26 protein-coding genes are annotated in these 25958 nt (G+C 47.0%); 9 read left to right on the top strand and 17 right to left on the bottom strand.

Features of this window, described 5'->3' with window-relative positions:
• Positions 1 to 64 precede the first annotated feature (64 nt).
• Together thiM and thiE are read left to right on the top strand one after the other, a co-directional pair.
• A complete protein-coding gene (gene thiM / locus ACVA58_RS01270) occupies positions 65 to 874 on the top strand; it encodes a hydroxyethylthiazole kinase (RefSeq protein ID WP_446508655.1) in 810 nt (269 codons plus the stop codon).
• A gap of 9 nt (positions 875 to 883) precedes the next feature.
• Complete coding sequence (thiE, locus tag ACVA58_RS01265) at positions 884 to 1507, top strand: thiamine phosphate synthase (protein WP_446508654.1); 624 nt, start codon at positions 884 to 886, stop codon at positions 1505 to 1507.
• On the opposite strand, the gene ACVA58_RS01260 is transcribed toward thiE, so the two are convergent.
• Complete coding sequence (locus ACVA58_RS01260) at positions 1504 to 1725, bottom strand: VF530 family protein (RefSeq protein WP_107348391.1); 222 nt, start codon at positions 1723 to 1725, stop codon at positions 1504 to 1506. The two genes, thiE and ACVA58_RS01260, sit on opposite strands and share 4 nt — an antisense overlap.
• A 146-nt stretch (positions 1726 to 1871) precedes the next feature.
• Between ACVA58_RS01260 and ACVA58_RS01255 the strand changes: the two genes are divergently transcribed.
• On the top strand, positions 1872 to 2342 hold the full coding sequence (locus ACVA58_RS01255; RefSeq protein ID WP_255040875.1) for a DUF1456 family protein: 471 nt from the start codon (positions 1872 to 1874) through the stop codon (positions 2340 to 2342).
• Positions 2343 to 2442: 100 nt separating this feature from the next.
• Here the strand turns inward: ACVA58_RS01255 and ACVA58_RS01250 are convergent, their stop codons facing one another.
• From ACVA58_RS01250 to queE, 8 genes are all read right to left on the bottom strand, one after another.
• Positions 2443 to 3021, bottom strand: coding sequence for a hypothetical protein (locus tag ACVA58_RS01250; RefSeq protein ID WP_446508653.1), 579 nt, complete (start codon positions 3019 to 3021; stop codon positions 2443 to 2445).
• Between the two features lie 139 nt (positions 3022 to 3160).
• Positions 3161 to 3679: a DUF2937 family protein gene (locus ACVA58_RS01245; protein ID WP_446508652.1), complete on the bottom strand. Its 519-nt coding sequence runs from the start codon at positions 3677 to 3679 to the stop codon at positions 3161 to 3163.
• A 269-nt stretch (positions 3680 to 3948) separates the two neighbouring features.
• Positions 3949 to 5349 carry an asparagine--tRNA ligase gene (gene asnS, locus ACVA58_RS01240; protein WP_446508651.1) on the bottom strand — a complete coding sequence of 467 codons (1401 nt, stop codon included), beginning with the start codon at positions 5347 to 5349 and terminating at the stop codon, positions 3949 to 3951.
• A 102-nt stretch (positions 5350 to 5451) separates the two neighbouring features.
• On the bottom strand, positions 5452 to 5691 hold the full coding sequence (locus tag ACVA58_RS01235) for a hypothetical protein (RefSeq protein ID WP_446508650.1): 240 nt from the start codon (positions 5689 to 5691) through the stop codon (positions 5452 to 5454).
• Positions 5692 to 6035: 344 nt separating this feature from the next.
• Positions 6036 to 6644, bottom strand: a complete 609-nt coding sequence (locus ACVA58_RS01230) for a GNAT family N-acetyltransferase (RefSeq protein ID WP_446508649.1) — start codon at positions 6642 to 6644, stop codon at positions 6036 to 6038.
• An 86-nt stretch (positions 6645 to 6730) separates the two neighbouring features.
• A complete protein-coding gene (locus tag ACVA58_RS01225; protein WP_446508648.1) occupies positions 6731 to 7597 on the bottom strand; it encodes a helix-turn-helix domain-containing protein in 867 nt (288 codons plus the stop codon).
• 174 nt (positions 7598 to 7771) lie between these two features.
• Positions 7772 to 10630 (bottom strand): hydrogenase expression protein HypA, encoded by a 2859-nt coding sequence (locus ACVA58_RS01220; protein WP_446508647.1) that lies wholly within the window; start codon positions 10628 to 10630, stop codon positions 7772 to 7774.
• 173 nt (positions 10631 to 10803) lie between these two features.
• Positions 10804 to 11484, bottom strand: coding sequence for a 7-carboxy-7-deazaguanine synthase QueE (gene queE, locus ACVA58_RS01215; RefSeq protein ID WP_446508646.1), 681 nt, complete (start codon positions 11482 to 11484; stop codon positions 10804 to 10806).
• A gap of 253 nt (positions 11485 to 11737) precedes the next feature.
• On the opposite strand from queE, the gene mlc reads away from it, so the two are divergent.
• Complete coding sequence (gene mlc, locus ACVA58_RS01210) at positions 11738 to 12952, top strand: sugar metabolism global transcriptional regulator Mlc (protein ID WP_446508980.1); 1215 nt, start codon at positions 11738 to 11740, stop codon at positions 12950 to 12952.
• Between the two features lie 74 nt (positions 12953 to 13026).
• Here mlc and ACVA58_RS01205 read toward each other — a convergent pair whose 3' ends face one another.
• Positions 13027 to 13593, bottom strand: coding sequence for an LON peptidase substrate-binding domain-containing protein (locus tag ACVA58_RS01205; RefSeq protein WP_446508645.1), 567 nt, complete (start codon positions 13591 to 13593; stop codon positions 13027 to 13029).
• A 118-nt stretch (positions 13594 to 13711) separates the two neighbouring features.
• Positions 13712 to 14992: an adenosylmethionine--8-amino-7-oxononanoate transaminase gene (gene bioA, locus ACVA58_RS01200; protein ID WP_446508644.1), complete on the bottom strand. Its 1281-nt coding sequence runs from the start codon at positions 14990 to 14992 to the stop codon at positions 13712 to 13714.
• 139 nt (positions 14993 to 15131) lie between these two features.
• Between bioA and bioB the strand changes: the two genes are divergently transcribed.
• From bioB to bioD, 4 genes are read left to right on the top strand one after another with little or no spacing between them, the layout of a single operon-like run.
• Complete coding sequence (gene bioB / locus ACVA58_RS01195) at positions 15132 to 16184, top strand: biotin synthase BioB (protein ID WP_446508643.1); 1053 nt, start codon at positions 15132 to 15134, stop codon at positions 16182 to 16184.
• Positions 16171 to 17331 (top strand): 8-amino-7-oxononanoate synthase, encoded by a 1161-nt coding sequence (bioF, locus tag ACVA58_RS01190; protein WP_446508642.1) that lies wholly within the window; start codon positions 16171 to 16173, stop codon positions 17329 to 17331. The genes bioB and bioF overlap by 14 nt, the downstream gene beginning before the upstream one ends.
• Positions 17321 to 18145 (top strand): malonyl-ACP O-methyltransferase BioC, encoded by an 825-nt coding sequence (bioC, locus tag ACVA58_RS01185; RefSeq protein WP_446508641.1) that lies wholly within the window; start codon positions 17321 to 17323, stop codon positions 18143 to 18145. The genes bioF and bioC overlap by 11 nt, the downstream gene beginning before the upstream one ends.
• Positions 18138 to 18818 (top strand): dethiobiotin synthase, encoded by a 681-nt coding sequence (bioD, locus tag ACVA58_RS01180; protein ID WP_446508640.1) that lies wholly within the window; start codon positions 18138 to 18140, stop codon positions 18816 to 18818. Before bioC ends, bioD begins: the two co-directional genes overlap by 8 nt.
• A gap of 90 nt (positions 18819 to 18908) precedes the next feature.
• Here bioD and ACVA58_RS01175 read toward each other — a convergent pair whose 3' ends face one another.
• Positions 18909 to 19580: a hypothetical protein gene (locus ACVA58_RS01175; RefSeq protein ID WP_446508639.1), complete on the bottom strand. Its 672-nt coding sequence runs from the start codon at positions 19578 to 19580 to the stop codon at positions 18909 to 18911.
• A gap of 153 nt (positions 19581 to 19733) precedes the next feature.
• Positions 19734 to 19895, bottom strand: a complete 162-nt coding sequence (locus ACVA58_RS01170) for a hypothetical protein (protein ID WP_255040957.1) — start codon at positions 19893 to 19895, stop codon at positions 19734 to 19736.
• A gap of 762 nt (positions 19896 to 20657) precedes the next feature.
• Here ACVA58_RS01170 and htpX point away from each other — a divergent pair.
• Positions 20658 to 21536, top strand: coding sequence for a protease HtpX (gene htpX, locus ACVA58_RS01165; protein WP_446508638.1), 879 nt, complete (start codon positions 20658 to 20660; stop codon positions 21534 to 21536).
• Between the two features lie 103 nt (positions 21537 to 21639).
• Here the strand turns inward: htpX and ACVA58_RS01160 are convergent, their stop codons facing one another.
• The 4 genes from ACVA58_RS01160 to ACVA58_RS01145 form a co-directional block, all read right to left on the bottom strand.
• Complete coding sequence (locus ACVA58_RS01160; protein WP_446508637.1) at positions 21640 to 22845, bottom strand: MFS transporter; 1206 nt, start codon at positions 22843 to 22845, stop codon at positions 21640 to 21642.
• Between the two features lie 2 nt (positions 22846 to 22847).
• Positions 22848 to 23018 (bottom strand): hypothetical protein, encoded by a 171-nt coding sequence (locus ACVA58_RS01155; protein WP_446508636.1) that lies wholly within the window; start codon positions 23016 to 23018, stop codon positions 22848 to 22850.
• 193 nt (positions 23019 to 23211) lie between these two features.
• Positions 23212 to 24417 carry a PQQ-dependent sugar dehydrogenase gene (locus ACVA58_RS01150; protein WP_446508635.1) on the bottom strand — a complete coding sequence of 402 codons (1206 nt, stop codon included), beginning with the start codon at positions 24415 to 24417 and terminating at the stop codon, positions 23212 to 23214.
• Between the two features lie 65 nt (positions 24418 to 24482).
• Complete coding sequence (locus ACVA58_RS01145) at positions 24483 to 25925, bottom strand: aminotransferase-like domain-containing protein (RefSeq protein WP_446508634.1); 1443 nt, start codon at positions 25923 to 25925, stop codon at positions 24483 to 24485.
• Positions 25926 to 25958: the final 33 nt, after the last annotated feature.

Below are 25958 nucleotides of genomic sequence, written 5' to 3'. Positions count from 1 at the left end.
GGCCATAGCGGGTAACAACTTAGGTATAATCTGGTGGTTATGATTTTGATAAAGGAATGCCGCTTTGGATACCCATACTGAAAATTTCGTCCAGCAAGTTTGCGATGCACTGGCAAAGATACGCGAGAACAAGCCTTTGGTTGTCAATGTGACTAACTATGTAGTGATGAACAATACCGCCAATGCTTTATTGGCGGTTGGCGCATCGCCAATCATGGCCCATAGCCGTGATGAAATGGCTGAAATGATGGGCTTTGCCGGTGCCCTAGTCATCAATATTGGTACCTTGGATAGTCAGTGGTTGCCTCGCATGGTGTATGCCGTCGAGCAAGCCAATGCCAATGGCAAACCTGTTGTGCTTGACCCGGTTGGTTGCGGGGCTAGCCAGCTTCGTACCGAAGCTTCCCGTCAGTTGGCAACGTTGGCAGATAACTTGGTTATTCGCGCTAATGCTTCTGAAGTGATCGCACTGGCGGGGGAGTCGGCCCAGAGCAAGGGAGTTGATGCCCTTGATAGCAGCGATGCTGCTGTGAATGCTGCTAAAGCATTAGTTAAAAACTATAACTGTACTGTTGTGATCTCCGGTGCTACTGATTATGTCGTGAATAACAAGCAGGTCATTGTACTGGAAAATGGACATGAAATGATGCCATTTGTAACGGGAATGGGGTGTTCGCATACCGCACTGACAGGTGCATTTGCGGCAGTCGGTGTTAATGCGGGTTTGGCTGCTACGGCTATTTTGGGTGTTGCCGGTGAGTTAGCGGCTGCAAAATCGGCTGGCCCAGGCAGTCTGCAGATGAACTTGCTGGATACCATCTTTCAGCTTGATGAAGACACGCTGAGATCACGTTTGAAAATCCGAGAATGCTAGGGGCTTGCCATGTATGACTATCGATTGTATCTAGTCACCGATGAGCATCAAGATCTCAAGCAGCTCGAGTTTGTGATTAAAGAAGCGATTTCTGGCGGTGTCACTATGGTTCAGCTGCGTGAAAAGCATGGTGATATCCGGGCTTTCATTCAGCGTGCCCGATCGATCAAGACACTACTGCAACAGGCTGGGATCCCGCTGATCATCAACGATCGGGTGGATGTTGCTTTGGCTGTTGATGCAGATGGTGTACATCTTGGTCAGTCAGATATGCCTGCAGAAATTGCACGTCGCTTGATTGGTGATGAGAAAATTTTGGGTTTGTCGGTAGAAAATGAACAGCAGCTAGAATCGGCACAAAAACTGCCGGTGGATTATCTAGGCTTAAGTGCGATTTTTTCGACGCCAACCAAAACCGATACGGTATATGCGTGGGGGATAGATGGCCTGGCAAAAGCCGCGCAGTTTAGCCAGCTGCCGTTGGTGGCTATTGGCGGGATTAACCAGAAGAATATCCGCTCGGTAATTGAAGCGGGTGCCGATGGGATTGCGCTGGTATCGGCTATTTGCCATGCTGACTCGCCAAAGGAAGCGTGCCAGCAGTTATTGGCTCTGGTCGGCGAAGGCAACTAGATAATAAAGGTATCGAGATACAGTTGCTCGACTTCTTTTCTAGCCCATTCAGTGCGGCGTAGGAACTTCAAGCTCGACTTGATACTCGGGTCACTGTTGAAACAACGCACTTTGACGATTTTGCCAAGCTCTTCCCAGCCATAATGGTCAACGAGCTCTTGCACGATGTTTTGCAGGGTTAGGCCGTGTAATGGGTTGTTTGGTTGGTGCTGGTTCATTGAGTCTGCTTCATGTTTGATCTGGGAGTGGCACTATACCAGCTTGGGGTGCACGATTGAATCTTCAACGATTAATATCTGTTAGACTATAGAAGAACTTCGCAGCGAGCCATATTGGCAAGGCTGCATTATTTTTAGGATTTATTGTGCTCAATAACGATATCTTGCGACGTATCCGCTACACCTTCGACTTCAACGACTCAGCGATGATCAATATTTTTGCTGCAGCGGAACACGAGGTGACACGTGAGCAAGTTAGTGATTGGTTGAAAAAAGAAGACGATCCTGCATTTAAAAAATGCACAGATCGTGAATTAGCTATTTTTCTAAATGGCTTGATCAATGAAAAACGTGGCAAAAAAGAAGGCCCACAGGCTGAGCCAGAGTCGCGTCTGACCAATAACATGATCTTCATGAAACTCCGTATTGCGTTGAACTATAAAGCGGAAGATATTCTTGAAATCATGGAGAGTACTGATTTCAATCTGAGCAAGCATGAACTTAGCGCTTTCTTCAGAAAGCCAGACAATAAGCATTACCGTGAGTGTAAAGATCAAATTCTGCGCAACTTTTTGCTAGGTGTGCAGAATAAATTCCGCCCGGAAGCGGCTGAGTAGTTCTGATATTAAATCTATCGACGAGTTTGATTAAACCTGATTTGGTTAAGCTTTGAACGATGAAAAAAAGGCTGCTAGTGAGCAGCCTTTTTTATGTTTGTTAGCTGGTTTGCTCATCTAGGCTAATTTCACCGTCATGCTGATTCAGCAGCATTTTCTGAACATTGAAGCCGCATAGCATCAAGATCAGACACCAGTTCAAGAACGGCAGCGTGCCTTTTGTCATACTCTCGGCTAGCTGGGCCGGTTTCCACTGGAAGGTATCGCACAGGCTGTCGATTGTGATGCCTGTGAAAGTGTTGTCACCGATAACACGTTTGAACTCTTTTTCCGTCGGCATCTCGAAAGCACTTTTACTTTTAAATGCGGTTGGCTTGAACGCACGCATCACTTTTCTTGCATCGACTTCAAGCGGTTGACCATTATTTTGAATATTTGGTCGGCCAACCAGAGCGGCGAGGAAACACCAGCAAGGGTAAGGGATATCAGACATATTCTCAGGTTCACGCTTGTAGCGAGACATCCAGGCAGAGAGCTTTTTTTCTTGTAGACCCGTTAATCGTGCAAGGGTAGCGCCATCGTAACCATACTCTTTGAGCAGGTTGATAATTTCAGCCACCTCGGAAACGAAGGGTTTTTTCCATTGATTGGCAGGGGCTAGGGTGACATCTCTGATCATAGTAGGCTCATTGGGTATCTGGCTGTGGCTTGAGAGGTTCAAGCGGATTGGCATAAGCTTATGCGAAGCCAATAACTAAGTCTATTGGCTCGTGCCTCCTTGGTATCATTAACCCCATATTTGTTGTTTTCACCAGCAGTTAGGTATGTGACGAAGCTAGGCGAGAGGCTTTGTTCCAACGGCGTTGAAATAACATCAAGGGTAAATACAGCACGGCGTTGAGCCCAAAAGCAATGGCCACACAGATAGCAATACTTTCCATATCAACCGGAATTCCGGGTTTGAAATGGATTAATACCCGCTGAAGTTCGTCGCCCCTTAGAGGATTAAACATATAAAGCGCTTTTTCGTACAGATGGCCTTTTGAAAGGGTGGCCATCGCCTGTTCAAGTATCTGGTGCCGTTGGAGAACGTCACGCTTTTGTTCTGCATCGACCCGGACAATAGAGCTTTTTTCCTGTAACAGTGCATTGATCAGACTCTCGGCACTGTCAAAACCGTGCTGGCGAGCATTGTCTTCGTAGCTGCTAACCTGCTGTTTGGTCGCATCATAAAAGCCGGAAAGGTACTGCAGGTAATGGTCAGCCAGCATCGGTATTTGCAACGTTGCTATCAAGATCCCACCGAAAATGAGCCTATCAAATATCCGTTTAAACATGTGCACTCCTTGCTGTAAATTGCTCTGAAATTATACCAATCTGCTGTATTGAGAAAAGCAGCCAAGCCGTTGAATATGTTATTTATAGCGTATTGTGACGTAGCGATGTTCGATGATTGTCAAAAGTGCTGGGGATTGATGGAGCAGTAAAAGCAGGAGATAGTGAGCGGGGGTTTACTATGAGGCTGAAAACAAACAGGACGAGCATAAAGCTCGTCCTGTGGGGTATGTTTACCTATATCGAAATAGGTTTAACTTCTAACGCTAAGTTAGAAGTTAGCAGAGCGTGGTGCACGTGGGAATGGGATCACATCACGGATGTTAGCCATACCTGTCACGTAAGTGACTAGACGCTCGAAGCCCAGACCGAAACCAGCGTGTGGCACAGTACCGTAACGGCGCAGATCGCGGTACCAGTTCATGTGCTCAGGGTCGATGTTCATTTCAACCATGCGCTTGTCTAGAAGCTCTAGGCGCTCTTCACGCTGAGAACCACCGATGATCTCACCGATACCCGGTGCAAGAACGTCCATTGCAGCAACTGTCTTGCCATCTTCGTTCATACGCATGTAGAACGCTTTGATGTCTTTCGGGTAGTTCTTAACAACAACCGGTGCCTTGAAGTGTTCTTCAGCTAGGTAGCGTTCGTGCTCAGAAGACATGTCGATGCCCCACTCAACGTCGAACTCGAAGTCACGGCCAGAATCTTTTAGGATCTGGATAGCGTCGGTGTAGTCAACTTGTGCGAAGTCAGACTCAACGAAGTTTTCTAGGCGAGAGATTGCTTCTTTGTTGATGCGTTGAGCGAAGAACTCAAGATCATCACGACGCTCTTCAAGAACAGCTTTGAATACATACTTCAGCATGTCTTCTGCAAGCTTTGCTGCATCATCAAGATCAGCGAATGCAACTTCCGGCTCAACCATCCAGAACTCAGCCAGGTGACGGCTAGTGTTCGAGTTTTCAGCACGGAACGTTGGGCCAAATGTGTAAACCTTGCTAAGGGCACAAGCGTATGCTTCAGCGTTCAGCTGGCCAGAAACCGTCAGGAAGGTTTCTTTACCAAAGAAGTCTTTGTCGAAGTCTACTTCACCAGCGTCTGTCATTGGTGTGTTCACCAAATCCAGCGTTGAAACACGGAACATTTCACCAGCACCTTCTGCATCAGATGCAGTGATCAGTGGTGCAGACATCCAGAAGAAGCCTTGCTCGTGGTAAAAACGGTGAATTGCTTGAGACAAGCAGTTACGAACACGTGCAACCGCACCGATTACATTGGTGCGAGGGCGAAGGTGTGCCACTTCACGAAGGTATTCGATAGAGTGACGAGTTTTCGCCATTGGGTAAGTATCAGCATCTTCAACCCAGCCAACCACTTTAACGTCGGTTGCTGCTAGTTCGAAATCCTGACCTTTAGCTGGTGATTCAACAATCTTACCTGTGACCTCAACAGAGCAACCAGTTGTCAGCTTAAGCACTTCTTCCTGGTAATTATTTAACTCATTAGGGACCACGGCCTGAATCGGGTCGAAACAAGAGCCGTCATAAATGGCAAGGAAAGAGATTCCAGCTTTGGAATCACGACGTGAACGGATCCAGCCGCGAACAGTGACTTCACTGTCAACCGCTAGCTTACCGCTAAGTACGTCTGTTACAGGCGCGTAAGTCATGTGTAAATTATTCTCCGTTAAGGCACTTTATTAGTGTACTGCTGGGTATTTTACCCCAATACACAGTCCAAGGAGACCATATTACCTGTCTTACGTTTAGCATCAACCCTTGTTATTGCCTGAAAGGGTAAATTGATGCAGTAATCGCTCTAATTGTTCTGCTAAGTGCTCAAGATTTACACTAATTTCTTTCGAAGCCTGGGCATGAGTAGCGGTATCGTCTGCGTGTTGGGTGATGATGTCGACTTTTAAACGGATCCTGTCAGCCAATGATACTTGGCTTGCGCTCTGTTGCTGGATATTGATGGCATGGGTCTTCACGACCTGGATCTGATCGCCCATTGCCGATAAAGCAGCTGATAGCTCCTTGATCGTATCGACCTTGGTGTAGGCTGTTTGGCTAGTCGTATCGATGACGTTAGCTGAGGCGTCGCAGTCATTGTGAAGGGTTTCAATAATGGTTTGGATATCACCGGTGGATTGATGGCTTAATGTTGCTGATTCGGTTGTGCGTTGCTCTATGTAATGCGTCTGAAATGTTAAGAGGTGGTTGGATGAGGTGGGTGTGATGGTGAGTAAATAATCTGCAGATGAAGATTATCTGTATGTGATCTATGCAAGGAGGTGAATTTCTACCTTGCATAATATTTCGTTAACAGATTGAGAATTACACCTGTATGTTGATGTTATGCCTGAGCTGAAAATTGTGCTGCTGTAATACCGTAATAAACTTTGTCATCAAACCCTTGATCGAGTTTGTAATAGTCCTTTTGACACCCTTCACGTTGGTAGCCACACTTTTCCAACGTTTTGTATGAACCAACATTCGCCCCGTAGCAGTCGGCGCTGATCTTATGGCTACCTAATTCGGCAAAGCCAATTCTTGTCATCAGTTGGCAGGCGCTAGTGGCAATGCCCTGCCCCCAAGCGTGAGCCGGAAGCTGGTAACCGACTTCATAATTGCCTTCACAGAACATCACTTGGGTGATAGCTGCCATACCCATGTAACGCCCTTGCTGATCTTGAATGATGAAGGTCGGGCTGTCAGGCCACTCCCTGTTGGCAATGGCTTCTTGGGTATTTTCAATAATTGGCGTGAAGAAGCCTTGGTATAAACTCTCATCTGCGGGAGCAAAAAATAGGTATTGGTTTACCTTGTCATCGCCAAGCATGGTGATGATATCGCTTAAATCCGATGGCTGGATAAGTCGGATGGTCAATGCTTCGTGAAACGCAACTGACTCGCCTTGTTTTAATTTTGAATATGATCCTGAATTTTCTTTTAAATATGACATGATTACCTCGTTTTCAGGCGGCCATAATAGCGAACCTGAATTGGTAGTAATTGGATTTTTGCGACAAAAAATAAATAAAAGGGGGGTTATTCAAAATCACCATAGATGTCGATAGTCAGATCTCGGTTTTCTAGGTAATGGGAAGGTGTACGTTTGAGCTGTTGTTTTAGTTGTCTGATCAGGTGGGACTGGTCACTAAAGCCAAACTGTTGGGAAAACGCGGTCCAATCGATATCTCCCTGTTGATTGTAGAGAGCTACAATCATTTGCTCCAGTTTCATCATTAGCTGGTATTTCTTGATGCTTAACCCCGTGACTTGCCGAAAGCTACGCTCCAGAGTGCGTCTAGAACACGCGCATTGCTTTGCTAGATGATTAATATCTAAATTGTTCTCAGTCAATTGGTTTTGAGCGGAATTGCCTTGATCCAAACCGCTTTGTTGTTGATCCAGAAGTGCAATGATCTTTTGTGTGACGGTGAAGGGCTTGTCGATATTATTGGTCAAACTTAATGTTTCAATTTGGTAATTAACACAATCGATGATGTTTTGCCTCGTGTTGCATTGCCATAAGACACTCTGAAAGTGGCTATCAAACATCGGTGTCAGCCAGTCAAACCAAGCACACTGATTAACTAGCCCCTCGGTTGTTCTATTCAGAAGATAGAGCCCTTCGGGGCGAAAGGTAATACCAATGCGCTTGAGCGGCGCGTTATCAACCAGCGTAAGTAGTTGTTCACTGGCTGCAAGCAGGTGGCTCCCATGACCGGCAATCTGCTCATCACCTTTTTGATAGCAATAGCCTTGGTCCTCCGGAGTAAAGAGAAGGTGCGCTCTAGGGTTAGGAATGAGCTGTGGTAGTTGATCAATAATGTCATCTTGTTCTAATTCTAGATACCAGATCTGGTGGATTAGCCATTCATAGCCTTTAAGTGGCTGCTTCCAAGTGATCATTCACACTACCTTTTCGTTGACGCATCGATTTTCTCTTTCTCGGATATTCTAATTCATTCACTGCCAAAATTCGTTGGTTTCGAGCTTTGGACATAAAAAGACCCCCAATAATTGGTGTCCAACTATTGGGGGGCAGTTCATTTCCCGGGCTTTCTGTATCGTGGTATCGCTAAATTATGGCGCCGGATCCTCTGGGACTTCCAGATAGGCACAAGTCTGGCCATCGTTAAGGATGGTTCCCCCTGGAGGGCCTGCTGGTTCTTCCTCCACTGGTGGCTCCTCTCCCTCAGCCGGTGGTGTTGGCGGTGGCGGCTCAACAGGTTCAACATTCGGTACCAAGCTGGCATCGATCAGGGTGACGATGTCACTCCAGATCTCTCCTTCATCACTGCCATAGTTCAAAGTCTCATCGGTTTCCCAGCGGGTCTGGTGGTTAAAGGCTTTAATCGCCAATTTCAAACCGTCGGTATCGGTGATTTGGATCCGCTCATTCATCGGGTGCGACTCGTCGACTGACTCGTAATACAGCGTGCCGTCTTCTTCTATCTTCCAGCGGATGGCAAAATTGAAACCACAGCCACTTCCATCAACATAACTTCCCTTGAAAAAATCACCATCAAAGTCATCACTTAATTTTAGGTAACGAGCGGTATCATCATTACTGTGATCGCCACTGTCACCTCCAGGGTCACTAGCAAATATCAGGGCCTTATCATCACTATTGTTACCAGTCTGGCCAACCAGCAGCGCTTCAGTGAAAACAGGGTCGCGACCAAACCAGATTTGTTTACATTGCTGAACTTGGTTGTTGTAGTTGCTTAAGCTTTCCTTGACCACAGGTGTTGTGGTGGTTTGGTCCCAGCCGGAATCGCTATCAAGGCAAGCCGCTAATGAATCAGGTGCATACTCACGGGCCATTAAGCTGGAAATCTGTGCTTCTTGCCCCTGTTGGCTGAATACCTTAATCGCCAGTAGGTTTTGCTGGTATTCGTAATTTGTCAGAGACCAGAAATCGAATTCGTCTTCGAGGTTGGTGTTACCAATTAGCTTTAGGTAGCCGTCGTCAGTCAGTGACCAGTTTCGGGAACCTGTTTCTGCGCTGGTATTGCGGTAAAACTCCCATGTGTTGTCATTGCGCAAAATGTGCGTAGTGATTTCACCATCATCGCTGATTTGCACCAAGTTCTTATCGACTAAATCATTAACGGATTGGGTGGTGAAACGTTCATCACCGCCACACTCTGTAATAGCATTGAGGAACAGCCCTTCGTTACCGAATTCGGTATCACCAAAGTCACATTCAGCAAATGGAGGAAGGTTGTCACGGGTTGCGGCATCAAAAATTTGCGCCTTGGCATCATTGTCAAAACCAGAGAAGTTAAACTCTTCCAGTTCTAGCAATACCTCCCCGATGTTGACATAACCTCTGTCTTCAACCAAGAACAGCTTGTCACCCGAGAAGGGATAGTTATCTGCGACTTGCTTAATCACATCAGGAATATCAAAGCGAATGACTGACTTTCCAGAAACCGTTGTCGGTGCCCATACCCCGGTGTCTTGGATTGTCCATTCGTTGGCGGCAATTCTGCTCCAGTAACGTACCGTGAAAAAGTCATCTTCGATAAATTCAGCAATGATATTTTCAGTGAGATTGAAGCCGTTGATTTGATCCGAGGATAGGGCAATGTCGAATACTGGCGTTCTGACGTCACTCAGTGCTGTGAAAGCCGCATCAGGTGTCAGTACTGGGTATACGCGACAGGTGTTTTTGTCGTTGGTGTTGTCACACAGTAAATAGGTTTCACTTTCAGGTCGCCAGGAGAAATAAAACCCAGAAGCGCCATCAGAGAACGTGGCTTCGGATTTGATATATCGGGTCAGAAAATGGTTTTCTCGGCTCGACAAAAAATCATGCATTTTTTTGTCTGCTAGCGAGTAAACTTGTGCCTCCAGTGTGACGCCTAACTTATCATCAATGTTTAGGGCCGCATCAGTCATCAGTGCATTGCGGTCAGTGGCAAACTGCACTTTTAGATAACTGAATAGTCCTACCCAGCCTTGGTTGGTTAAAACCTGTGAGCGGATATCTTCAGAACCGAAGCTGGTCGAGTTACTGAGGTAAGAGAAGATGATATCGAGGGCGATATCTTCGCCGCCATCTTTTTTCCATCTAAATTCATTGATTTGTGTTTCGCTGCCATCGTAGGACGTATTGTTGGTCAAAATCCCTTTGCCAGTGTTTCCTTCAAAAGTATTAATGGTCCAGTAGCCGTCATCGAGAATGGCCATGATGTTGGCAAGAGCTGCTGACTGTTCAGTAATAAAACGTTCAATACGACCGTCAGTCATGGTCTTAACGATAGTTAGGCTCATCAAGTCTTTCAGCGATAGTCCTTGTACCCCAATTTTGGGTAGTAAGGTATCACGGATATCGATGGATAATTTATTGATGTCTTCTAAAGCGAGGGAAACTTTACCTTGTGGGGCGTCTTGAAATACCTCGGTGAAAATTCCCCAGCTTTCGTCTGCGGCGACACGTTTAGCAAAAGCGAAGAAGGTGAGGGTGGATTCCAGCGAAACCGCGAGCCGTTCAACGGCAAGTGGTGTAAGGAAAAGTCCTTCAGGAATCGTTTCACCAACCGTAAACTCTGGTACACCGTCTAGATCGATCAACAAAACGGCGTTGATCCGAAATGAAGTGCCAGCATCAAGTTCGTATATACCATCACCTTTGTCCTCGAACCGGGTTATTTCGATAGAATCAAAAATTTTGCCTTTGTCGTCCAACCAAATGGCGGCAAAATTTTGCTCTGTTAAGTTCTGGACAGCATTGGCATAGGCCGGCTGAATTAAAGAAAAACTTTGTTGGTAGGCGAGCTCCATACCGTCAGGAGCATCGACCGAGACGGTAAAGGTGTTTGATACTGGAGCCGGTGTACCTGCGACAGGCTGAGCGGTATCACTGCCGCCTCCACAGGCGACAAGCAGCAGACTGCTGATAAACAGCAGGGTATATCCCATATAACTGCGCATATTAAATTCCCCAACAGGTCATGAATCTTTTATTGGTATTTGTTTTCTGCTGAGTATAGATAGGACAAAAAGGTGCAAAGTTAAGAAAGGAGATGGGTCTCGGATATTGAGCGGTTGTCCTGAAAATAAGACAGCCGCTCGTGGAGCTAAAATGTGAGGTAGTTTAGTGCGAGTTATGCAATAGCTAAGTATTTGTGGGTTTGGATCGATAGGCGCCAGTTGCGTTTGATACAAGTATCGATGCATAGCTCCGTCGCTCTTGGCTTCTGGCTGATCGGTTGCAACGCAATTTCTACACCGGTTTTGAGTTGCTTGCCGACAAGCAGTTCATCAAGTTGCTCAATATCTTTTTGGGTTCCGACGGGATGCTTGATTTCATTGGCTCGCTCAAGCGCACTCGCAATAACAGGAAGCTTGGCTTTCATGTTAATCTTCGGAGATACGGTGACCCAAGTGTTTTCCGTTACTTGTACTTCGGATGTACCGCTGGTTTCAATTTGGCAACGGAAGCCAGCTTGTTCCAGCGCTGTGGTTAGCGGCAGCAAGTCATAGATACAAGGCTCACCACCGGTGATGACTACATGCTTGGCGGTGTACTGTTGCTCTGTGAGCAAATTGACGATGCCCTGGGCATCTAGCTCAGTCCAGATAGGTGAATCCCCCGTCTTTGCCATGACGTCGGCAACAGAGCCATGATCTTGAGGCTCAGCACTCCAAGTTTGTTTGGTGTCACACCAGGCACAGCCGACAGGGCAGATCTGGAGCCTAACAAAAATGGCTGGCACACCGGTAAATACGCCTTCACCTTGGATAGTTTCAAAGACTTCGTTAATTTTGTACACCGTTAACCTCATGGTGGGGGATTTTCGCGACCGGTAATTATCGCAAAATTGCAGCGGGCTGTCTTTAAATAGGTTAATTTTTGCAGTTAAAAAAAAGGTAATATTTTTGCGGTATAATGAGAGCTAGGGCAAAAATTGCGGTGTTTTTCATAATTCGCCGTGACCGTTGTCACGGACTTAACATATTCGACTTCACAATTACTTCGCAAAGTAAAAAAATTAAAATGTATATTAAATAATGACAGATTTTTTCGGGAGTTTAGGCATGTATGTCGCTCAGCCAGGTCATATCGACCATATCAAAAGAAATAATGCCGGCAGCGTTTACAAGCTTATTGACTTGTTTGGCCCAATCTCCCGCATTGAGCTTTCCAAGCGTAGCCAATTAGCGCCTGCAAGTATAACCAAAATCACTCGTGAGTTGATTGAAGCTCACCTGATCAAAGAAACTGCGATTCAGGAATCGTCCAGCCGAGGTCGGCCTGCCGTAGGCTTGGTGCCGTCCAATGAAGGTTGGCAGTTTATGTCTCTTCGTTTAGGACGGGGCTACCTGACTATTGCGCTACATGAGTTGGGTGGAGATATCTTGGTTGAAGAGCGTCAAGATATAGATGTACTTCATCAAGATGAAGTAATGAAAAAGCTCATCGCTGAAATTCATACCTTTTTCGCCAACCATGTGAGTGAACTCGATCGCATTACTGCTATCGCGGTGACCTTGCCGGGGCTGGTGAATTCTTCGACCGGTACGATTATTCAGATGCCGCACTATGATGTCCATAACCTTGAACTAGGGCCGGCGATACATCAAGCGACGGGATTACCGGTCTTTATCGGTAATGACACCCGCTCGTGGGCGCTCGCTGAAAAGTTGTTTGGTAATTCGCGTGATGTCGCTAATTCCATTTTGATTTCTATTCATCACGGCGTAGGTGCAGGGATCGTACTTGATAATGTGGTCTTGAAAGGAAGGATCGGTAATGTCGGTGAACTTGGCCATATTCAAATTAAACCTTACGGTAAACGCTGTTACTGCGGTAACCATGGTTGTTTGGAAACGGTGGCGAGCCTAAAGGCCGTTATCGAGCAAGTCGAACAGCGTTTGCGTGAGGGCCACCCTTCATCACTGCATGGTAAGACCCTGACAATTGAACGCATTTGTGATGCTGCGATGGCAGGAGATACCTTGGCAAGGCAAGTGATTGTTGAATTGGGGCATCATTTGGGGCAGGCCATTGCCATTATGGTGAATTTGTTTAACCCGGAAAAGATCCTTCTCGGCGGTGAATTCAACCGGGCGAAAGACATTCTGTATCCGGCGATTATGGAGTGTGTCCGTAATCAGTCATTACCGGTTTACAACCGTGATTTAGTTATCGAGCAAAGCTCGTTTTATACCCAGGCGACAATGCCAGGTGCGGCCTTGGTCAAACAGGCGATGTATGATGGCCACTTGCTGATGAAGTTGATTGAAGGTTAATTGCTTCGGGTGAAGTCATCATGTCTTTGTAAAAATTCACATCCACAGACATGTGCTTACATATTGTTATTAGCCTAGCAGTCTCTATTCAGTTGTTCGTCAATGACATTGTGCAGAAATGACAGTGCTGCACGGTGGTCATTGCGACTCATGAACCATTGCTTCTGATTGGTTTCCAGAGGCAACAATTCAAGCCAGCGTTGGCATACCCAAGTCATATCATTGTAATCGGGTAGAGGATAGTTCTCTGCATGTTCAGGGTATTCTTCAAATAGTGCTTTTAAGCTATTTGAAATATCCCGATCGACAAACTTGATCTGGCTCGGGGTCCAATTGCTCATCGGTGTGACATCGCCAAACCGTAAGCCATCTTCTTCCTGCCAATGTTTGTTGATTAAAAACTTTTCAACTCCTCTTACGGTTACACCGAGTAGTCCATCGGGGAGTTGCTCAAAATCCGTAATGATCGCTCGGGTTCCGAAATGGCAGAGTGTCGTTTCATCTTTCATACAGAGTCCGAAACCGTTGCCGTCACCCATAGCCAGCTTGACTAACCGGGTATAGCGCGGTTCGAAGATCTTCAGTTTACTAATCCCACCAGGTAGTAGGTATATCTGTAACGGAAATAGTGGTAATTGCATAGTTCTAGCCTTACTGACGTTATTCATTATAAATACGAGCCAACCATAAGTTGGGATTGCTATAACGTTCAGGAAAAGTATAAGCAGACAATCATTAGATGTTGTCTGCTTTTCGATACTACTTAAGTGCTAGCTTGATAGCCGAAGTGAGCTGGCTAAGTTGTTGTTGATTAATGATAAATGGAGGCATTATGTAGACAAGTGTGCCAAAAGGGCGAATCCAGACGCCACTGTCTACAAATGTTTCCTGAATTTTGGCCATATCAACAGGCTCATGCAGCTCCACAACACCAATAGCCCCCAGCCAACGAACAGCCTTGACCTTGTCCAATTTTTCTATCTCTGGAAGCGACTCAGATAGTTGTTTTTCAATGGCTTTTACTTGCTCCTGCCAATGGCCTTGAGCGAGGATATCTAAGCTAGCATTGGCGACGGCACAGGCCAGCGGATTGCCCATAAACGTCGGGCCGTGCATGAAGCATCCGGCTTCTCCGTTACATACCGTATTTGCGACATGGGTACTGGTAAGGGTGGCAGAAAGGGTCATGTAGCCACCAGTTAGAGCCTTGCCAACACACATAATATCAGGACTGATACTGGCATGTTCACAGGCAAATAATTTTCCTGTGCGGCCAAAACCGGTCGCAATTTCATCTGCGATAAGCAAGATCCCGTATTTGTCGCATAACTGACGTACTCGCTTGAGGAAGGTTGGATGATAGATCCGCATCCCGCCCGCACCTTGTACGATAGGCTCGATAATGACGGCAGCAACCTCTTTCTGGTGTTGCTCTAGCTGATGGCGGAAATCGTCGATATCAGATTCTTGCCATGGTTCGAAAAAACCACACTCCGGTGACAGGGCGAAAATATGTTCTGGCAAGAATCCCTTATACAGACTGTGCATGGAGTTGTCGGGATCGGTGACCGACATAGCGGCAAAGGTGTCACCGTGGTAGCCATGTTTGACGGTTAGGAACTTCGGGCGGCGCTCGCCTTTGGCATGCCAGTACTGCAATGCCATTTTGAGGGAGACTTCCACTGCGACTGAACCTGAGTCAGCCAGAAAGACATGTTGGAGAGGATCCGGCGTAATATCGACCAGCTTGCGGCAGAGCTCAACTGCTGGCTGATGGGTAATGCCGCCAAACATAACATGTGACATCTTGTCGAGTTGGGCTTTGGCTGCTTCTGTCAGAGCTGGGTGGTTGTAGCCATGAATTGTTGACCACCAAGACGACATTCCGTCAATAATTTCCCTGCCGTCCTCAAGTTGTAAATATACCCCGCTGGCACTAACAACCGGATAGCATGGCAGTGGGTTGAGTGTTGATGTGTATGGATGCCAGACATGCTGCTGGTCAAAATCCAAATCGACCGAGTTGTTTGCTTTTTGCACAGTTGTAAACCTTGATCCTTATTGATGGTTGACAGTCTACCGTCTCAAAGTAGACTAGCCAAGTAACAAGAAGCAATGAATACATAGTTCCAGCAGCTATAAAAGGGCTTGCTGGACAATTAATAAGAGGTGATTACACGTGGAAGTACGTCACGACTGGACAGTCGAGGAAGTTCAAGCGCTTTTTGACCAGCCATTTATGGATCTGGTGTTTGCAGCGCAGCAGGTACATCGCCAGTACCACGATCCCAACAAGGTACAGGTGAGTACTCTGCTTTCAATTAAAACGGGCGCTTGCCCGGAAGATTGTAAGTACTGTCCGCAAAGTGCGCATTACCGCACCGATGTTGATCGCGAGCGCCTGCTGGAGGTTGAGCGTGTGCTCGACGCAGCGGAAAAAGCCAAAACTTCGGGTGCAACACGATTTTGTATGGGGGCTGCATGGAAAAACCCGAAAGAGCGCGATATGCCTTATCTGCTTGATATGGTGCGCGGGGTGAAGTCTATGGGGCTCGAAACCTGTATGACCCTCGGTATGATCACTGGTGATCAAGCCAATGAGCTGGCTGAAGCCGGCTTGGATTACTATAACCATAACCTCGATACCTCACCGGAATTCTACGGCAATATTATTACCACCCGTACTTACCAGGATCGCCTTGATACCTTGAGCCATGTGCGTGAAGCGGGGATGAAAATTTGTTCTGGCGGGATTATAGGTATGGGTGAAAGCTCCCGTGACCGTGCAGGGTTACTGGTAGAGTTAGCTAACTTGCCGATACATCCAGAAAGTGTACCTATCAACATGTTGGTCAAGGTTAAAGGCACGCCGTTGGAGTCTGTCGATGATGTTGACCCGTTCGACTTTGTCCGTATCATCGCGGTCGCCCGTATCATCATGCCGCAATCAGCTGTTCGCTTATCTGCGGGCCGTGAGGACATGAACGAGCAAATGCAGGCGCTGTGTTTTATAGCCGGTGCTAATTCGGTGTTCTATGGCTGTAAATTATTAACGACACCGAACCCTGGCGAAGACAAAGACATGCAGTTGTTTACCAAGCTGGGTATCAACCGCCAGGAACAAAGTGCCAAGCCTGATGAAGTACAGGCACAGGAGCTATTGGGACAAGTTGCCCAGCGGGTCGCAGCGCGACCGACCAAGGATGATCTGTTCTACGATGCATCGGTTTAACCAGCGGATAACTTCAGCCCTTGAAGAGCGACATGCACAAGGGCTGTACCGAAAACTGAATTGCCTAGGGCGCAGGCAGGCCATGTCAGTGCAGCATGAAGGTCATTCGCTGCTAAATTTTTCAAGCAACGACTACCTAGGTCTAGCACAAGAACCTGAACTGGTTAGAGCTTGGCAAGACGGCCTATCTCGCTTCGGTGCAGGGAGTGGTGCGAGTCCACTGGTTACGGGGTTCCACTCTCCCCACCAGAACTTACAGGCGCAGCTCTCTGAGTGGTTGGGCTATGAGTGCGCATTGCTATTCAGCAGTGGGTTCAGTGCCAACCAAGCGCTGTTGTTTGCCCTGCTGCAAGAGGGCGATTACTTGTTGCAAGATAAGCTCAATCACGCATCTTTGATTGAAGCAGGGATGCTTTCACCTGCAACGATGCGTCGCTTTGCCCATAATGATCCATCTGCGTTGTCTCGCTTGGTATCTCGCCTTCCTGAAGAGTCTCCCAGGTTGGTAGTAACCGAGGGGGTCTTCAGTATGGACGGGGATCTTTCTCCACTCAGTGAAATCGCGAATGTTTGCCAGCGAACCCAGAGCATGCTGGTGGTTGATGATGCTCATGGCTGCGGAGTACTTGGGGAGTCAGGCCGTGGCAGTTGTGATCATGCAGGCATCAAGCCGGATATTTTAGTCGTGACCTTTGGTAAGGCTTTTGGTCTGCAAGGAGCTGCCATATTGTGCAGCCAAACGATGGCAGAATATCTTGTGCAGTTTGCACGTCATTTTATTTATTCAACCGCGATGCCACCCGCCCAGGCGCATGCACTTTCTAAGGCGTGCGATATCATTCAGCGTGACGAATGGCGCCGTGAGAGACTCAGCGCGCTTGGAGAAACCTTGTCGGAACACTTATCACCTGATGTCGACATGCTCGAAACCCAAACGCCGATTAAACCCTTAATGGTGGGGAGTAGCGAGCGAGCGGTTAACGTTGCCGATAAATTGCGACAGCGAGGGCTATGGGTCAGTGCTATCCGGCCGCCGACAGTCCCTGCTAATGCCGCTAGGCTGCGGGTAACTTTGACCGCTGTCCACCAAGACGCAGATATTCGTTTGTTGGCACAGGCTATCAATGAGGTATTGCATGAAGAGTAATGCAGAAACGGCAGCCCCAAATCTGAATGACGCTGTTGTTACCGATAAGCAAGCTATCGCCGATGCATTTGGCAAGGCCGCGAAACATTATGATCAATCAGCGGCTTTTCAGCGTCAGGTTGGCCATCATTTATTGGCTAAGCTTCCTGTTCTTAATGTCGCGGGTAGCCAAGTGCTAGACCTCGGTTGCGGGACAGGTTATTTCAGCCAACAATTGCAACAGCGAGGTATGCAAGTGTGCGCGACAGATCTGTCTAGCCTGATGCTTGAGCAAGCCAGGTTGCGCTGTGGCGAGGGAATCAGCTACGTAGAAGGTGATGCGGAATGCTTGCCATTGCCGGACAATCAATTTGATTTTGCTTTCACCAGCTTGGCCTTGCAGTGGTGTGATGATCTGTCTGTACCGCTTCGTGAACTGCGACGCGTGGTAAAGCCTGGGGGAAAAATCGTATTTTCCACCTTGGCCGAAGGCTCACTGTATGAGCTCACTCGTGCATGGGAGCAGGTTGATCAATATCAACATGTGAACCAGTTTCTTTCGCAAAAGGCCATAAAACTTGCGCTGGCGCAAGCGGGGTGTACAGAGGTTGACCTAGAATTCGAGCCAATCACCATGTATTACCGTTCGGCAGTTGACCTTATGAAAGATTTGAAAGGTATAGGGGCAACACATATTCATCAGGGGCGAAAAGCAGGCTTGGCCAGTCGAAAGACATTTAAGGCATTAGAGAGCGCTTATGATGAGTTTCGACATGAGGGTAACCAGCTGCCGGCAACATACCAAGTCTGTTTTGGAGTAATTATTAATGACTAACGCTTTCTTTGTAACAGGTACAGATACTGAAGTAGGTAAAACTGTAGCCTCTCGCGCCATTCTTCATGCTGCAGCTAGCGCGAATATCAAGATGGCGGGTTATAAGCCGGTCGCATCCGGAAGCGCACTGACAGCCAATGGTATGCGTAATTCAGATGCCCTTTATATTCAAGACGCATCGGTTGTTGAGCTAGAGTACGATGAAGTTAACCCATACGCTTTTGAAGCTGCCATTTCTCCGCATTTGGCCGCTGAACAGGAAAAGCGTGTTATTGAGTTTGATGTCCTATCACAAGGATTAGAGAGCCTAAAGCATAAATCTGAGGCTGTATTGGTAGAAGGTGCTGGTGGCTGGCGTGTCCCTGTTTCTTGGAATGACTACCTGTCTACTTGGGTTAAGCAGGAAAAACTGCCTGTTATCTTAGTCGTTGGGGTTAAACTTGGCTGTTTGAGCCATGCTATTCTAACAGCTGAAGCGATTCAACATGATGGCTTGGAAGTGGTTGGCTGGGTAGCAAACCGAATCAATCCAGGTACTGAGAACTACGCGGACATTATCCGTATGTTGGAAGAAAACCTGCCGGGTAAAAAATTGGGTGAAATCCCATATATGCCGGGTATTAAAAAGCGAAACTTGTCGAGCTATATCAACTTGTCACCGCTTGGTCTATAACAAGCCACGTTGTTCGCTTTTTTATTCAGTATTGAGAGATAAAAAAACCTGCCGTCTGGCAGGTTTTTTTTCGCGTATTTTCACCGAGAGTTACTTTACTGAAAGTTTGTTCTGAGCAGGTTTAAGTTTCGGTAGGCAATACCACGCAGCGGAAAATAGGATCAGGCTATAGGCAAGTAGTTCGACCCCTTCTTCGGCCAAGTTCTTTACACCGCGGACATAATGCCCTTGCATGATCCCTTGCCATAATCCCCCCATACCAAAGATACGGGCGAAAACAAGCAGTGTCACCATGGCGCCAAGCATCAAGCTGAAACTGTTGTGCTTCATATACTCCATCAATGGCTCAACAGTCGTCTTGCGGTGCATGATAGCGTAGCCAATCGCCGACGATGCGATAAGCCAAGCCGGGTACTTCCAGAAGCCGTGGACAATTTGATCGAGTACTGAGTCCATTTCACGCACAAACATCACGGCAAAGAATGCAGAGACCAGAATAGCAAATCCGCGTTGCTTCGACTGACGCACGGCAACGATAGCAAACAGACTGGATGTGATGAAGAGGTAGGTTTCTTGCAAAAATTCCGTCCAGGAATTTTCTCCAATATTATTTTGGAGCGTAAGTACATCAAAATGGATGGTGAAAGCGGATAGCGCCAACAGTAGCGCAAGCAAAATGAACAGGGATACGCTTTTAATCAGTGGTTGGTAAAGTGAGTTTGCCTGCATAGGTTGAGAGGCAGAAGTTGTGGTTGACGGCATAGCGTACCTGTGTGCTGTAAATGGTCTCGAAGGGAGCACAGTCTATGCTTGCTAGCTGAATAACAGCTGAATTGTGATCTTGATCTCGCTATATATGAAAAAACCTCTCTTTGCAGAGAGGTTTTTGGTAAATCTGGTTATAAACAGAAGTGCTTAGTTATTGCCAGTTAGACCAATAAGCGCCTCTTGGGTATCAGTAAGCTTTTTGTTATTTCCGTCTAACCCTAGCTCTTTGCGTGCTTCATCTGCAGACAGACCAAGATGACAACGTAAGATGTCAATCGCTACCTGGTAGTTTTCGTGATCGGCCATCATTCCTCCTTGATAATTGAATACCATGCATCATCACTAACGAAATACGACAATAGAATATATCAGTCGTAGATACAATAAGACTAAAGTCTAAACCTGTCTAGTCTTACCATTTCATTCTGTTGCATATTTGCCATTTTGCGTATCTTAGATAGGCGGTGGTTGGACCACTGCTTGTGAAAATACTACCTAACACCTTGCTTAACAAAGATATTCGAGTGATGCCTTATTATGAGATTGATTTATTACACAAGGGATTTTCTAAACGGTGAACTCAATCGTGGGAAGGAAGATATGAAGTGGATGCAACGTGCTTTGAACATATTATTTTGACCTGATCTAGGAATCACGGTTTACCTTGGATAAAAGAGCCTGTTGCCTCTGCGGATAAAGGAAAAATGAAATGGACTATGCGCAGGAGTATACCTTGCGGGAAAAAATCACTCGGATATCTGTGCAAGCTTGCTTGGGATTATTTGTAATTAGGCTACATATAGCAATCAGTTGCGATGATTGATTAGCGGCGGATACATACCTTGTGTTAAGCCCCAATTAAAGCTGTTTCTATTATTATAAGAAAGATTGATTAATAGTATTTGATTGTTTACTAACAAAAATGAAACGTAACAATTTTTCACTTCCACTTGTTTTCTGTTTCAACGACCATACTATACATATCAATAACAAATGGATGATGCTTCCATGGCCCCAACAGTGGCGGTTAATGGGGGTACAGCACCTTCTTTTCTGGAGAAAGAGTATTTTATGAAGCGTATTGCATTGTTTTTGGCAACTAACCTAGCTGTAATGCTGGTTTTCAGTGTTGTCTTGAACGTCGTTTATGCGGTGACAGGCATGCAACCAGGTAGCCTTTCAGGGCTATTGGTGATGGCAGCCTTGTTTGGTTTTGGTGGTTCATTGATTTCCTTGTTCATGTCGAAGTCAATGGCCCTACGCTCTGTAGGCGGGATGGTTATCGAGCACCCGCGTAATGAGACTGAGCACTGGTTAATGGAAACGGTTTCCCGTCAGGCACAGCAGGCTGGTATCGGTATGCCAACGGTCGCGGTTTACGATTCTGGGGATATTAATGCATTTGCTACCGGTGCTAAGCGTGATGATTCGCTGGTGGCAGTGTCGACAGGTTTGCTGCACAACATGACCCGCGACGAAGCCGAGGCGGTATTAGCACATGAAGTTAGCCACATTTCTAATGGCGACATGGTAACCATGACCCTAATGCAGGGCGTGGTGAATACCTTTGTGATTTTTGTGTCTCGCTTGGTGGCAGGCGCTATCAGTGGTGTGAATAGCAATGATGAAGAAGGCGGTGGCGGTAGCTACATGACTTACTTCATTGTTTCTTCTATCATGGAAGTGCTATTCGGCTTCCTGGCGAGCATCCTGACTATGTGGTACAGCCGTCACCGCGAGTTCAAGGCCGATGCGGGCTCTGCGCACCTTGTGGGTAAAGAGAAGATGATTGCTGCGCTTGAGCGCCTTAAAATGAGTCATGAGCCTCAGCTTGAAGGTTCAATGATGGCGTTTGGTATCAATGGCAAGAAATCACTTTCTGAGTTGTTCATGACGCACCCACCATTGGATAAGCGTATTGATGCGCTGCGCCGAGGTGAGCATCTGTAAGCTCTGAAATTTTGTAGCCGCTAAATAGCGTTGCTTCAATGATAAAAAAGCCCTCGGTTCTGTGAACCGGGGGCTTTTTGTTTATTGGTAAGACTTCAAATTGTTACGCGATAGCCGCTTGGCGCACAATTGGCTTGTCGTTGATCGGTATATGCAAAAGCGCGGCAATGAGGGCAAACACAACCGTTGACCACCAGATTGGCTCATAGCTGCCGTAGTAATCGTAGATACGACCACCGAACCAAGCACCAAGGAAACTACCTACTTGGTGGGTGAAGAAAACCAATCCGTATAGGGTAGATAGGTAACGAGGGCCAAAGATTTGGCGAACTAAGCCAGAGGTTAATGGCACGGTACCTAGCCAACAAAAACCAATAGCACCCCCGAAAATCGCCGCCGTTTCTGTTGTTACAGGTAAAGTAACAAAGGCAGCAATAACCAAGGTACGCATAATGTACAGGGCAGACATCACATAGCGCTTGTTGAACTTGTCACCCATTACACCCCAGAAGTAGCTACCGAAGATATTGAAAATACCGACATAGGCCAATGCCATGGCGGCAGTGGTGCCCGGTAAGCCTTTATCAGCTAGGTAACTTGGCAAGTGGGTAGCAATGAACATAACGTGGAAGCCACATACGAAAAAGCCCATGTGAATGAGCCAGTACCCACGGTGGCGGAATGCTTCTCTTAAAGCCTCTTTTAGTGTTTGCTCATTTTCTGCTAAAACCGAAGTGGATGACTTCTCGTTAGTCTTCATAAAGAAGGAAAAAGCCATCATCAGTGCACACAGCATAGCGAACACTTGCAAAGCGGTTTGCCAATCGAATTCACTTAGCATGTATTGAGCACCAGGGATCACGGCGAACATACCGAAAGAGCCAGCTGCTGTGGTTAGGCCAAAGGCTTTCGCGGTATGTTCTGCTGGGACGACTCGTGCAACCGCGCCCAGAACGATAACGTAGCTGGTCGCACTCAAGCCAAGGCCAACTAAAGCCCCCAAAGAAACAAACAACCAGTTAGGTTCAACCGCGATTGAGGTTAAGTATAGGCCTAACCCATAGGCAATAGCACCTGTCCAAATGACTCTTTGCGGGCCCCAGCGGTCGGAAGCCATGCCGACAAACGGTTGGAATACACCGAACAATAAGTTTTGAACTGCGATAGCCAGACTAAAAAACTCGCGCCCTGTATCAAAATGCATAGAAATAGGCATCATGAAGATGCCAAAAGACTGCCTGATCCCTAGGCTGATAATTAGTGTTCCAATGCCCATCCATACAAGTAGTGGAAAGCGGAAAATACTCATTGTTAAAGTCCGGTCAAAGTGTGGTCATTTGAGTTTTGCTGATGGCAACCGCCGCTCATGGCATGCTCAGCCAGCGAGTCCAACAAAGGCTGGCAATGATGAACAGCGACTAGAGTCAGAGCAAGCAGGAGCACCATACGCATTAGCTGGGCTGAGAGTGATTGTGAAAACATCAGTGCCTCAAAGTGCAAAAAAGAGCGGGGATAGTAGTGGAATTCAACCTATGACTCAAATGAGAAAACAACAAAGATACTATGCGTAATATGCATGCAATACTTGCCCAGAGCCTCATTGGGTTGTGAGGTTGATGTTATTGTTTCAACAGGACAAACTGGAACGCAGTTTAGCGATGATAATGGATTGAGCTTATTCGCTTGGATGAGGCTTTAGTCGGTAAATGGTACCAGAGTCGGCCGAGAAATATAGCCAGCCCTGAGCGTCTAACACCAGTGCTCTGATCCGCACGTCCAATTCTTCAAGTAACCGCTCTTCATTTACTAGCTTTTCAGTGTCAGTAACGCTAACACGGTTTAAATGGCGAAGTTTCAGTGCACCACTGAATAAGTGACCCTGCCAGTTGGGAAATGCTGTACCTCTGTATAGTAACAGGCTACCCGGAGCGATAGAGGGGGTGTATACCTTGAGTGGTGAGATGATGCCTTCTTTCTCTGTGCCTTCCCCGACAGCAATAGGCCCCCAGTATTCTTTGCCATGGGAAATCTCGGGCCAGCCATAGTTTGCACCTGCGGAGATTAAATTAATTTCATCTCCGCCACGAGGTCCGTGTTCGTTGGACCAAAGGCGGTTGGTTACAGGGTCGAACTGCAATCCTTGTGGATTGCGGTGGCCGTAGCTCCATATTTCCGGTAAGGCGTTGGCGGTATCGATAAAAGGATTGTCTTTGGGCACAGAGCCATCGAGGTTGAGCCTGAGGATACTACCGGCATGGGTAGAGAGATCTTGCCCGTTAGGGCGGTGTGCCCGGTCACCGATAGAAAAAAAGATATGCCCTTTGTTATCAAAGGCGATACGGCTACCGAAGTGGCGGGAGGCATCGCTGAGAGATTGGGTAATTAATAAATCTTGCCATTGTGTTAACCGACTACCTTCAAGTTGGGCGCGGGCGAGGGTAGTTGCCGCCTCTCCGCCCTTGGCCTTGCTGTAGGTAAAGTAATACCACGTTGCGGTGATATTTCTGCCACTTTCTAGGTTCGAACTATCTAGCCCCCCAACATCCAATATTGCCACATCTAGCAACCCACCTTGGCCGTATTCGCTGATAGCAGGGTGTCCTGAAACATCCTGTGTTTTGCCGCTGGCTGGATCAAGCAGACGAACAATGCCATCACGGTAGGTGATTAGCAGTTGATTATCGGGTGTGAATACCATTCCCCAGGGTACGCCGTTGGTTTGCGCGATTTTTTCGACGACGTAGTCCATTCCCTGACTGCTACCTTGAAGTACAACTGCAGGGGCTGACAGAACCTTAGGTGCTGATGTTAAGCCGATAAAGCATAGCAGTGTGATGAATACAGAATTTATCGTGGTAGATAAAGTATGACCCGAAATCATGAAGGCTCCTTCCTTGGTTCAGTAGGGTACAAGTAGTGTAGCAGTTTGGTTCTGGTGTCTCAGGACTATGGGATGATTTGCTTCGCAATGATGGCTGCTAGTTGCTTTAAGCCTCGTTGCCAGGTGTCGTTTTCGCGAAAATTGGCAAAGCTCAAGCGCAGACAGTGGGCATAGCGTTTATTTGTGCTGAACATGCTACCGGGCAGTACGCTTATCCCTTGCTTTAACGTTTCTTGATAGATGGTTTGGCTGTCTGTCTTCTCGGGTAAAGTGAGCCAACACAAGAATCCACCTTTCGGCTGAGTCAGGTAGTACTGATCTTGTAGTTGAGGATATTGATCCAAGGCCTGGCTTAGCTGCTGGGTAAACAGTTGCTGTTTTTTAGCATAACTACGTCGGATCTTCCCTAGGTGCTGGCGGTATTTCCCCCCTTCAAGGAATTGGGCAACGGCAGAATGGATGAGATTGGGGCTGCCCATGTTGTCAGTCAGTAAGCGTTTTTCAATCACAGATTGGTATTTGCCGGCAATAACCCAGCCGATACGAAGCCGAGAATCCAAGGTTTTTGATAAAGAGTTGCAATAGATCACCCGGTTGTCTTGGTCGAGGGTTTTCAGTGGCAGGGGACGTTCCTGATAAGCTAGCCCACCAAAGACATCATCTTCGATGATCGGGATCTCACTGGTCATCGCCAGAAAGCGAAGCCGATCGGCCGTCGACATGACATACCCGGTAGGGTTATTAAAGCTGGGATTGATTAAGATAGCTTTGACTGACCACTCTTTAAGAGCTTGTTCTAGGGCATCAAGGTGGATCCCCGTTACTGGGCTAGCTGGAATTTCGATAACTCTCAGGCCAAGAGATTCCAACAACATCAAATTACCAAAGTAACTGGCAGATTCGACCAATACAATATCACCAGCAGAGGTGATAGCTTGCAAGCTTAGGCTGATTGCTTGTTGGGCACCGTGGGTCACCAGCAATGATTGTTTGGAGGTGGTAATACCCAGCTCTCGGTTTATTCCGACTAATTGCTGTAATAGTAAATCGTTGCCGGGGGGGAGTTGGTAGTGACTGGGGATATGGCTTTGATAGCGACTATGACGGCCAATCTCTGCATATAGACTATTGATAGCAGGGAAGTCTGTATCTGGGTGAGCTGAGCCCATCGGAAGTACCTCACGGGATATTGGTAGCCCCATAATTTTCTTGCTCAAGGCCATTAAATCAACAAAACCGGGCTCTGGTACTGGCTCGATGCTGATTGAATCCACCGTGGGTGCATTGACTCGGTAGCCAGAACGAGCCAGAGCGGTGATTTTCTGGTTGGCTTCCAGCTGCTGGTAGGCACGGATCACCGTATTTTTGCTCACTGACAATTGTTGACTCAGCTCCCGAATAGATGGCAAGCGCTCTCCGGGTTGAAAACTTTGTTTATCAATGCGCTCTGCAATCCATCGATATACATAGTGGTATTTTGTTTTTAATTGGCTGTGGCTATCGTCCATTTAACTGTACCCTAAAAAATACACAAATCTGTC

Source organism: Photobacterium sp. DNB22_13_2 (assembly GCF_052873915.1).
The sequence above is the reverse complement of the archived record's forward strand: the minus strand, read 5'-3'. Positions and strand labels throughout refer to the sequence as shown.

Bases quoted from the DNA above. Each gene is read 5' to 3' on its own strand.
- thiE (WP_446508654.1), top strand. From the start codon at position 884: ATGTATGACTATCGATTGTATCTAGTCACCGATGAGCATCAAGATCTC.
- ACVA58_RS01260 (WP_107348391.1), bottom strand. From the start codon at position 1,725: ATGAACCAGCACCAACCAAACAACCCATTACACGGCCTAACCCTGCAA.
- ACVA58_RS01250 (WP_446508653.1), bottom strand. From the start codon at position 3,021: ATGATCAGAGATGTCACCCTAGCCCCTGCCAATCAATGGAAAAAACCC.
- ACVA58_RS01245 (WP_446508652.1), bottom strand. From the start codon at position 3,679: ATGTTTAAACGGATATTTGATAGGCTCATTTTCGGTGGGATCTTGATA.
- asnS (WP_446508651.1), bottom strand. From the start codon at position 5,349: ATGACTTACGCGCCTGTAACAGACGTACTTAGCGGTAAGCTAGCGGTT.
- ACVA58_RS01235 (WP_446508650.1), bottom strand. From the start codon at position 5,691: ATGGGCGATCAGATCCAGGTCGTGAAGACCCATGCCATCAATATCCAG.
- ACVA58_RS01230 (WP_446508649.1), bottom strand. From the start codon at position 6,644: ATGTCATATTTAAAAGAAAATTCAGGATCATATTCAAAATTAAAACAA.
- ACVA58_RS01225 (WP_446508648.1), bottom strand. From the start codon at position 7,597: ATGATCACTTGGAAGCAGCCACTTAAAGGCTATGAATGGCTAATCCAC.
- ACVA58_RS01220 (WP_446508647.1), bottom strand. From the start codon at position 10,630: ATGCGCAGTTATATGGGATATACCCTGCTGTTTATCAGCAGTCTGCTG.
- queE (WP_446508646.1), bottom strand. From the start codon at position 11,484: ATGAGGTTAACGGTGTACAAAATTAACGAAGTCTTTGAAACTATCCAA.
- mlc (WP_446508980.1), top strand. From the start codon at position 11,738: ATGTATGTCGCTCAGCCAGGTCATATCGACCATATCAAAAGAAATAAT.
- ACVA58_RS01205 (WP_446508645.1), bottom strand. From the start codon at position 13,593: ATGCAATTACCACTATTTCCGTTACAGATATACCTACTACCTGGTGGG.
- bioF (WP_446508642.1), top strand. From the start codon at position 16,171: ATGCATCGGTTTAACCAGCGGATAACTTCAGCCCTTGAAGAGCGACAT.
- bioC (WP_446508641.1), top strand. From the start codon at position 17,321: ATGAAGAGTAATGCAGAAACGGCAGCCCCAAATCTGAATGACGCTGTT.
- bioD (WP_446508640.1), top strand. From the start codon at position 18,138: ATGACTAACGCTTTCTTTGTAACAGGTACAGATACTGAAGTAGGTAAA.
- ACVA58_RS01175 (WP_446508639.1), bottom strand. From the start codon at position 19,580: ATGCCGTCAACCACAACTTCTGCCTCTCAACCTATGCAGGCAAACTCA.
- ACVA58_RS01170 (WP_255040957.1), bottom strand. From the start codon at position 19,895: ATGATGGCCGATCACGAAAACTACCAGGTAGCGATTGACATCTTACGT.
- htpX (WP_446508638.1), top strand. From the start codon at position 20,658: ATGAAGCGTATTGCATTGTTTTTGGCAACTAACCTAGCTGTAATGCTG.
- ACVA58_RS01160 (WP_446508637.1), bottom strand. From the start codon at position 22,845: ATGAGTATTTTCCGCTTTCCACTACTTGTATGGATGGGCATTGGAACA.
- ACVA58_RS01155 (WP_446508636.1), bottom strand. From the start codon at position 23,018: ATGTTTTCACAATCACTCTCAGCCCAGCTAATGCGTATGGTGCTCCTG.
- ACVA58_RS01150 (WP_446508635.1), bottom strand. From the start codon at position 24,417: ATGATTTCGGGTCATACTTTATCTACCACGATAAATTCTGTATTCATC.
- ACVA58_RS01145 (WP_446508634.1), bottom strand. From the start codon at position 25,925: ATGGACGATAGCCACAGCCAATTAAAAACAAAATACCACTATGTATAT.